Origin of the sequence: Acidithiobacillus sp., assembly GCF_023255755.1 — a bacterium.
Lineage (GTDB): Bacteria > Pseudomonadota > Gammaproteobacteria > Acidithiobacillales > Acidithiobacillaceae > Acidithiobacillus.
Genome location: NZ_JAGDVS010000103.1, coordinates 1 through 8,532, shown reverse-complemented (window position 1 = coordinate 8,532; position 8,532 = coordinate 1). Strand labels below are relative to the sequence as shown.

6 protein-coding genes and 1 pseudogene are annotated in these 8,532 nt (G+C 59.2%); 3 read left to right on the top strand and 4 right to left on the bottom strand.

The annotated features are described in order from the left end of the window. Positions 1 to 33 precede the first annotated feature (33 nt). Genes Q0C48_RS07210 through Q0C48_RS07200 form a run of 3 tightly spaced genes read right to left on the bottom strand, consistent with a single transcriptional unit; the run spans position 34 to position 3,372 of the window. Positions 34 to 978 carry a restriction endonuclease subunit S gene (locus tag Q0C48_RS07210; RefSeq protein ID WP_291522933.1) on the bottom strand — a complete coding sequence of 315 codons (945 nt, stop codon included), beginning with the start codon at positions 976 to 978 and terminating at the stop codon, positions 34 to 36. After that, the gene (locus tag Q0C48_RS07205) at positions 975 to 2,789 is read right to left on the bottom strand and encodes a DEAD/DEAH box helicase family protein (RefSeq protein WP_291522931.1); all 1,815 of its coding nucleotides are present in this window, start codon (positions 2,787 to 2,789) and stop codon (positions 975 to 977) included. The genes Q0C48_RS07210 and Q0C48_RS07205 overlap by 4 nt, the downstream gene beginning before the upstream one ends. Before the next feature lie 40 nt (positions 2,790 to 2,829). Continuing rightward, a complete protein-coding gene (locus tag Q0C48_RS07200; protein WP_291522929.1) occupies positions 2,830 to 3,372 on the bottom strand; it encodes a hypothetical protein in 543 nt (180 codons plus the stop codon). A gap of 317 nt (positions 3,373 to 3,689) precedes the next feature. Between Q0C48_RS07200 and ovoA the strand changes: the two genes are divergently transcribed. From ovoA to Q0C48_RS07185, 3 genes are all read left to right on the top strand, one after another. After that, entirely contained in the window at positions 3,690 to 5,798 is a 2,109-nt protein-coding gene (ovoA, locus tag Q0C48_RS07195; RefSeq protein ID WP_291522927.1) for a 5-histidylcysteine sulfoxide synthase, read from the top strand. Further along, positions 5,795 to 6,952, top strand: a complete 1,158-nt coding sequence (locus Q0C48_RS07190) for a PatB family C-S lyase (RefSeq protein ID WP_291522925.1) — start codon at positions 5,795 to 5,797, stop codon at positions 6,950 to 6,952. Before ovoA ends, Q0C48_RS07190 begins: the two co-directional genes overlap by 4 nt. 104 nt (positions 6,953 to 7,056) lie before the next feature. After that, positions 7,057 to 7,965 carry a lysophospholipid acyltransferase family protein gene (locus Q0C48_RS07185; RefSeq protein WP_291522922.1) on the top strand — a complete coding sequence of 303 codons (909 nt, stop codon included), beginning with the start codon at positions 7,057 to 7,059 and terminating at the stop codon, positions 7,963 to 7,965. 5 nt (positions 7,966 to 7,970) lie between these two features. Here the strand turns inward: Q0C48_RS07185 and Q0C48_RS07180 are convergent. After that, positions 7,971 to 8,532, bottom strand: a pseudogene (locus tag Q0C48_RS07180) (3-deoxy-D-manno-octulosonic acid transferase); the annotation flags it as partial.

Sequence of the window (8,532 nt, the reverse complement as noted above, 5' to 3'; positions counted from 1 at the left end):
GGCCGCCCCTCAAATAAGTTGACCAGAGAACCATCAATTTGGCTGACCACACTCATTGCCGCCACGGTCTTCTGACAGATCGCGCAAATCCTGATACGACGATTTCAGCCAGAGATAAAGAAAGTTTGGTTCCCAGGTGTCATTGGGCAGGATGGCGAAACAGGCTTGATTGGTGGCTGCTGGAATTTCCAGAATGGCCGATTGCCCGCGTGTTTTGCCTTGCCCGTACATCGCAATGAGGATGGTCTTGGGCGGCAACAGCGAGAGCGAGCATTCCGCCAGCGCGGCTTTTGAAATAGTTTCTTCGGTGGCGGTGATCGGCGCGAAGGCCACCTCACCGGTTTTCACCCAAGCGATTTCTGCCGGTTGCCAATACTGCTTGTTGCTCCGCGACGGCGTTGAGCCGCTGGTGGTTTGGGCGTAGTCGCCGAGCTTCCTCTTCGGCGCGGCATCCAGTTCTGCGAAAAATTCCTTGAGCAGGCGGCTGCGCAACAAGCGGCTGTCGCTCAACTGCGCCTGCACCGCCTGCCGGGCTGTTTCCACTTCGGCCAGTTGGGCTTTCAGGCAAGTGGCGATTTGGCGTTGTTCGTCCCGGTCTATGTTCGGAACAGCTAATTCCTTGAGGTACTTGGAATGTCGTCCATAGCCATCTACAGGCAAGTTAGCACTTCTCAAAAACAGAAAAAGATACTCCGGATCGAAATCAGCTGCCGCTTTGTAAAGCCTTACTCCATCGGCTCCTGCTACAAATGGAAAATCTACGTATTTGACGATTCGAGTGTGGTCGCCAAAGATAATGTAAGGCCAGTCATCTATCAGCAGATCATTCCTATCCGTGTGTCCAGAGACCAAGTTCTGGCCTTGATCTACTACGCAAATAGAACCGACTGGATCGTATTCCGATTCTTGGATTTTTCTCTTCCCGACAGGAACAGAAATAAACGCTTCTTCAAAAGGAACTTCAGAAAGAGTACTCATACCCCAAACAGCCTCGCCTTAGCCTCATGCATCACCTGCGCCGGCGCACCCAAGCCGCGCAAGGCATTCAAGCCACCCGCCAGCTTGATCTCGGGCACTTCCCACAGGTTCTGGCTTTCCAGCGCATCGGTGCCGCCTTGGGCAAACTGGTGGCCCAGGCCCTTGAGCACGATAACGGCCTTGCCGTCCATGCTGTTAAACCAGCTTTGGTTGTGGGTAATAAACAGCTCGCCGCGCTCGGGGCGCTTCAAGGCGCGGGCGTGGTAGCCGTGGTGGCCGAAAAAGTCGTACAGGTCAAAATCACTCATCTGGTCGATTTCGCGGATCACGTCCGGGCTGAAGTTGTCGCCCAGCAGGTGGTCGATCAGTTGCCGGCGCTTCTGCGCCTCAATCCACAAAGCACGGAAGTCGTCGAGGTTGCGCGCTTCGGCGATCACGCGCTGGATCACCTCGCGACGGTATTCGTCGACCGGAATCGGTGTGTCGCGGCCATCGCGGCGACTGAGGATGAATCGTCCCTGCGGGTTGACGATGACATCATACCCCCCGCCGATTTCGGCCACGCTGGGGCCATCGCCGTCACCACCCGAGTCATCACCACCAGAGCCACTCCTACCGGGACGTGGCGGCTTGGTGATGAAGTCGGTGCCAAACAGGCTGGTGACGTCGGTGTAGTCATATAGCCAGAATTTGTATTTCTGGGTTTCTTCGTGGATGCGCGTACCGCGCCCGACCATCTGGTAGAACTTGATGGGCGATTGCAGGTAGCGGAAGAACACCACGGCGTTGAGACGTTCGATGTCCACGCCGGCTTCCAGCAAATCGACCGTGCAGGCGATGAAAGCACGCTCACCGGAGCCGCGCAGGGGCTCGATCATGTCTGCGCCGTTGTTCGGTCCGCCCATGCACTTGAAGGCGTAGTGGTCCTTTGGGGTTTGGCCCTGCTCCCCGCACCAGCGGGTGTAGAGGTTGTTCATGTGCTGGGCCACACGGTCGGCGTGGATTTCGCGGGTGCAGAAGATGATGGCTTTCTGTTCCGGCCCGCCATTTTGGCACAGCAGAGCAAACAGGTCTTTGCACATTTCGGGTGTGCGCAGCTCGATAAACAGTTCGTCGTCAAAATCCTTGCCGGTGTATTCGTCTTTGGTGAGGTCTTCATCCGTCAGTGGCTTGCCGGTGCGAACATCTTTGGCGCCTGCCTTGAGGATCTCGTCCTTGGTAAACACGCGATTGTCGATACTGGCCTTGCGTTTGACGATTTCGCAAGCGGCAAGATAGCCGTCTTCCTGCGCCTGGATCAGGGTGTATTCGTAGACCGGCTCACCAAAGTATTTGCGGTTATTGGCGGTGATTTCCTGATCTTCTGCCGTGGCGTTCTTGGATTCTGCCAGCTTGCGCGGAGTAGCGGTGAGACCGACGTGGATGGCATTAGGATTGCGTTTGAGCACTTCTGACCAGCGCCCCCAGGCCGACCGGTGGCACTCGTCGATGATGATGACACTGAAGGCATCTTCGCCGTAGTGCTCTGAGAGGAAGCTGGCAAAGCCGTCGTCGTCATCCAGCCCCAGGGTTTGATAGGTGGCAATATGGATGCGGGCGTTTTGTGCGGCGTTGCCACCTTGCTTGGTTTCGACGATGCGCGCGTTGTCCCCAAAGGCCGCTTTGAGTTTGGCGTAAGCCTGTTCGCGCAATTCATCGCGGTCGCACAAAAACAGTGCGGGTTTGGGCAATTGTCCGGCCTGACTCATGCGCCACAGCAGGTTGGTGGCAATGATGGTTTTACCGGCACCCGTGGCGAGCGCGAGCAGCACCCGCGCGGGCTCAACATTTTGTCGACAACAAATGATTTTTTCAAACGTAGCGCGAATGGCGGCCCTTGTAGTAGCGGCTCTGCGCCCACGCCGGGCTGTCGACTTGGAACAGCATAGTGGCTTCGGACCCGGTGACATTGATGCCGGTGTCCTTGGCGTAACGCGCAGTCAAATCCAGGTGCGGAGGAAAGTCGGGAAAGGGAAACGTGCCGCCTTGCAGACGGGTGAAAAAATCGAATTCGCCGTAGAGGTGACCGTTGGTGGCGAAGACATATTTCACGTCGAAGCGCTGGCAGTCGGCATAGCCTTTGGCCTGCTGCATACCCTTGAGCGGGTCTTCGCTTTCCTTCTTGGCCTCCAGCACGGCGATGGGCAGGGGTTTGGGCATCTCGCCCACTTGTACGCAGAGCAGGTAGTCGGTACGCCCTGCCCCTCTGCGGCGTCGACCCTTGGCACCACTAGGTTCAACCGGGGATGGCGTCAGAATGGTTTCAAGCGTGATCTGATCGCGGCTGACATAACCTTTGGCCCGCAACTGGGGGTCGATCAAGTGGTAGCGCGTATCCGCCTCGTTCATGCTCATTGCTTTCCCTTTTTCTTCTTCTGTCCACACCTAAGCGCTGGTCGACCTATTCGACGGTCGCGCGAGATTCAGCACGCAAGGCATCAATTTTACGCTCTCGAAATGGTATCAGAAAGAGAGTCCCTGGTCGTTGTGGTCTTTATGTCCTCACTGGTCTGGGCTGTCTCGTTGTCTGCATTTTGTAGCATACTATCTGCTGACTCCCCTCATGCACGCCGCTGAGATCAAAAAATCACTTCTTCCCACGCATCCGACCGGACGGTATCTTGTGTTAAACTGACTCACCAAGACACCAAGGACGTACAGAAGGGGAATCCATGGCGCGTACACGTATCGCTGCGCTCCGTCTCGACGGCGAGCATGCTGAGCAGAAACGGGAAGAGATTCGCAGGGCCTTTCACGAGACTTTTTCGCTGTATGAACAGCTTTTCGATCACCTGGCAGAACCGGCAGCGTGGTATGAGAAGGCCATTCCCCTGCGTCATCCCCTGATCTTCTATTTCGGCCATAGCGCCACCTTCTATGTAAACAAGCTCCAGGTAGCCGGACTGATCGGACATCGTCTCGATCCACGTTTAGAGTCCGTTTTTGCGGTCGGCGTCGATGAAATGTCCTGGGACGACCTGGACGAAACCCACTACGACTGGCCCGCCGTCGACGACGTCCGTCAGTACCGGCAGCGGGTGCGGGAACTAGTGGACGGCCTGATCCGCGAGATGCCCCTGTCCCTGCCCATCACCTGGGATTCACCGTGGTGGGTGATCCTCATGGGAATTGAGCATGAAAACATCCATCTCGAGACCAGTTCGGTGCTCATGCGGCAATTGCCTCTGTCCCGCGTTCGGCCTGTGGAAGCCTTCCGTCCCTGGACCCCCGCAGGGGCCGCGCCGGATAATATCCTGCAGGCCGTGGCCGGCGGCGCCGTCCGTCTGGGCAAAGAACGCGCGGATCCTCGTTATGGCTGGGATAACGAATATGGTCTTCATCAGGCGGCACTACAGCCCTTTCATGCCTCCCGCTTTTTGGTGAGCAATCAGGAGTTCCTGGCTTTCGTGGAACAGGATGGCTACAGCGAGGGCCACTGGTGGACAGTGGAGGGCGATCGCTGGCGCCGCTTCAGCCAGGCCCGGCATCCGACGTTCTGGGTCCCGGATCAGGACACCTGGCGGTTGCGCCTGATCGCCGAGGAGCGCCCCATGCCGTGGAACTGGCCGGTGGAGGTGAATGCACTGGAAGCCGACGCCTTCTGCCGCTGGAAATCGGCGCGGACCGGTCAGAGCCTGCGCCTGCCCAGCGAGGATGAATGGCGGCGCCTGCGTGATCTCAGCGGACTCGCGGACTGCGATGCCTGGGATGACGCAGTGCCCGGCAATATCGGACTTGCCGGCGGCTGTTCACCCTGCCCTGTAGATCAATTCAAACAAGGGGATTTCTACGATGTGGTCGGCAACGTCTGGCAATGGACCACAACGCCCATCTATCCCTTTTCCGGTTTCGAGGTGCATCCGGTTTATGATGACTTCACTGTGCCCACCTTCGACCAACAGCACAATCTCATGAAAGGCGGCTCATTCATCAGTCTCGGCAACGAAACGCAGCAGGAGGCCCGCTACGCCTTCCGCCGCCATTTCTTCCAGCACGCGGGATTCCGCTATGTGGCCTCGCCCAACGCGCTGCCTGAGGTACCGGTCTATGAGAGTGACGCCCTGGTCTCCCAGTATGCGGAATTTCACTATGGGCGCGAATACTATGGGGTGGCCAATTTTGCGGCAGAGGTCGTAGGCATCGCGGTGGCGGCTATGGCCGACAGGCCCTTACGTCGCGCTCTGGACATCGGTTGTGCCGTAGGCCGCGGTAGTTTTGAACTGGCAAAGCACTGCCCCGAAGTCACTGGCCTCGACTTCTCCGCACGCTTCATCAGCGTAGGCGTGCAACTGCGTGAGCGCGGGCACTTCTCCTACACGCTGACCGAAGAGGGTGAACTGCAAAGTTATCAAACGGCCGATCTCGGCGCCCTGGGCCTGACCGGGACGGCGGACCGGGTCCACTTCTTCCAGGCCGACGCCTGCAATCTGAAGCCTTTGTATCGGGATTATGATCTGGTAGTGGCAGCCAACCTCATTGACCGCCTGCACCATCCCCGCAAATTTCTGGAGGACATTGCCGACCGCATCCTTCCCGGCGGTTTACTGGTCATCACTTCGCCCTATACCTGGCTGGAAGAATATACTGCGCGGACAGAATGGCTCGGCGGTTTCAAACGAGATGGGGAGAATCTGAGCACCTTCGACGCCCTGCGTGAAATTTTGTCCGGAGCATTCCGTCTGCGCGATGACAGCCCGCAGGATTTGTCCTTTGTCATCCGCGAAACGGCGCGCAAATATCAGCACAGTATCGCGCAGGTGACTATCTGGGAGCGCTTATGAGCGCGGAACAAGGCAGCGTCGACTTCGACAGAGTCATTCCACGACGCGGAACCGGATGCCTCAAATGGGATGGTGCGGCAAAACGTTTTGGCGCTGAAGTGCTGCCCATGTGGGTGGCAGATATGGATTTCGCCGCACCGGACACGGTCATAGCCGATTTGCAGGAACGCCTGAATCACCCCGTTTTCGGTTATCCGGGCAACGAAGGGATCATGTTGCAGGCCGCCGCAGACTGGCTGGCCAGGCGCCATAACTGGCGGCCGGAAAGCGACGCAGTCGCCTGCATCAGCGGTGTCGTTCCTGCCCTTTACGCAGCCGTACGTGCCTTCACCCGACCGGGCGAGGCGATCATCGTCATGCCTCCCATTTATCCGCCGTTCATGACTGCAGTGGAGGACAACGGGCGGGAATTGCTACTGGCCCCGCTGATCACGGATGACACCGGCCATTACTGCATGAATTGGGATGCCCTGGAAATCGCCGTCCAGCGGGCGAAACTGCTGCTCCTCTGCTCGCCCCACAATCCGGTGGGGCGGGTCTGGACACCGGAAGAGCTGCAACGACTGGGTACTCTGTGCGCTGAAGCGGCCTGCGTGATCGTCAGCGATGAAATCCATGCCGACCTCAGCCACCATCGGCACTGCCCTTTTCCCAGCCGCTTCCCGCGCGCGATTTTCCTGACCTCTGCCGGCAAAAGCTTCAATCTGGCGGGACTGGGTGGCGGAGTCAGCGTCATCCCCGATACTGGGCTGCGTCGCGCCTTTCTGAATGAAGTCCAGCGCAGCCAGATTCAGCACACCAACCTTTTCGCCCTGACCGCCATGACCAGCGCTTGGCGGCACGGTGCGGAGTGGCAGGCCGCATTGCGCCAGTATCTGAGCAATAATGCCCGCCTCATCAGCGAGTACCTGATGCGGGAGCTACCCGAAGTCGGCTACCGGCAACCGGAGTTCGGCTATCTGGCCTGGCTGGATGTGCACCATTACGGCGACGACGAGACGCTCGCCCGGCGTCTGCTGCAAGCAGGTCTCGGCCTCAATCCCGGCCCCAGTTTCGGGCCGGGCGGCGAGGGTTTTGTGCGACTGAATTTCGCTGCACCGCGGAGCGTGCTGGAGGAAGGCCTGGATCGCCTGCGGCGGGCGCTGCACCGCTAGTCCGGGAGCCTCTTCGCGGGCAATATCATGCGAACAATGGGTATCCGAACGCCCCGCCCTATCCTACAATACCTGCCACAAAATGGAGGAGGCCAGGGAAAACAGTGGCTGAGGTACAGGGAAATCTGCGGCAAAAGGCAGTAGCCTCGCTGGCAGCGGGCATTCTGCGCGGGGCGGGGTACCTGCCGCGGCGTTGTCGGGCAGCCCTCGGTGCAATGCTCGGTGATTTGGTGCGGCTCAGTATGACACGGGCGCGCAAAGTGGTGGACGCCAACCTCGCCATAGTTTTCCCCAGGATGAGCCTGGCTCAGCGGCATACCTTGCGGCGCGCGCATTTCCGGGCACTGGGCCAGGCGGCCCTGGAGCTGGGACCACTGTGGTACTGGCCCTTGCCCCGCGCCCTCGGCCTGATCCGCGAAGTGCGTGGGGACGATCTGGTGGACGCCGCTTTAGCCAAAGGAGATGGGGTGATTCTCTTCACCGCGCACCTCGGGGCCTGGGAAGCCGCGGTGCTCTACATCGGGCAACGCTGGCCGGTAACCGTACTCTACATGGAAACCCGCAATCCGGCTGTCAACGCACGCATTGTGGCTGGCCGCGGGCGCAGTGGTGCGCAGTTGGTCCCCAAGGAGGGAGGTATCCGCCCCCTGCTCCACGCGCTGCAGCAAGGAAAAGTAATCGGCATTCTTCCGGATCAGAACGTCGATCCGCGCGAAGGGGATTATGCCCCGTTCTTTGGCCGTCCTGCCTGCACGACACCTTTACTGGGCCGGCTGGCAGCGCGGCGTGGAAGCCCTGTGTTCGGACTCTTCGCCTATCGGCTGCCGGACGGTGAGGGTTTTCGTATCGAGATTGTGCCCATGCCTGCATCTTTCCCGAGCGGCGATGCGGAGGCGGATGCCACGGCGATGAATGTCGCACTGGAGACCGCTATCCGTAAAGCCCCTGAACAATACTGGTGGGTTCACCGTCGTTTCAAGGATCAGCCGGAAGGCTGGGACTATCCCTATTAAAATGCTTACGGAACGATATGATCTAGCAGGGAAAAAGTACGCCCCAGCGCACCACGCTGCTGCTGCAGAAACGCCAAGGCACGGTCGCCCATCTCTGTCGCTGGCTCCTGGGTAGTCAACCACGCACCCAACTGCGCTACCAGGGCCTCGACATCCACAACCTGAACCGCAGCGTTGGCCGCCAGCAAATCCTGGGTGATGCCCTTAAAATTATCCATATACGGGCCGAAGGTAACCGGGCGGGCCAGTGCTGCAGCTTCCAGGGGATTATGCCCCCCCGCCGGCACAAAACTGCCACCGATGGTCACCACATCTGCCGCCGCGTAGAAGTCCATCACCTCACCCAGTGTATCTATCAGAAAAACCGCGCGCGCCCCCACGTCCTCAGCACGCGAGCGCAAGGCAAAGGACACCCCCTTTGCCTGCATCCGTGCCATCACCTCCAGTCGCCGCGAGGGATGGCGGGGAATCAGCACCAGCAGCAGATCCGGCCATTGGCGCTGCAAGTCTTCCAGCGCCGCCAGCGCCATCTGCTCCTCACCAGCATGCGTAGAAGCGAATACCCAG

Excerpts from the sequence above, each read along its gene's own strand:
- Q0C48_RS07210 (WP_291522933.1), bottom strand. The coding sequence starts at position 978 with ATGAGTACTCTTTCTGAAGTTCCTTTTGAAGAAGCGTTTATTTCTGTT.
- ovoA (WP_291522927.1), top strand. The coding sequence starts at position 3,690 with ATGGCGCGTACACGTATCGCTGCGCTCCGTCTCGACGGCGAGCATGCT.
- Q0C48_RS07200 (WP_291522929.1), bottom strand. The coding sequence starts at position 3,372 with ATGAGCATGAACGAGGCGGATACGCGCTACCACTTGATCGACCCCCAG.
- Q0C48_RS07190 (WP_291522925.1), top strand. The coding sequence starts at position 5,795 with ATGAGCGCGGAACAAGGCAGCGTCGACTTCGACAGAGTCATTCCACGA.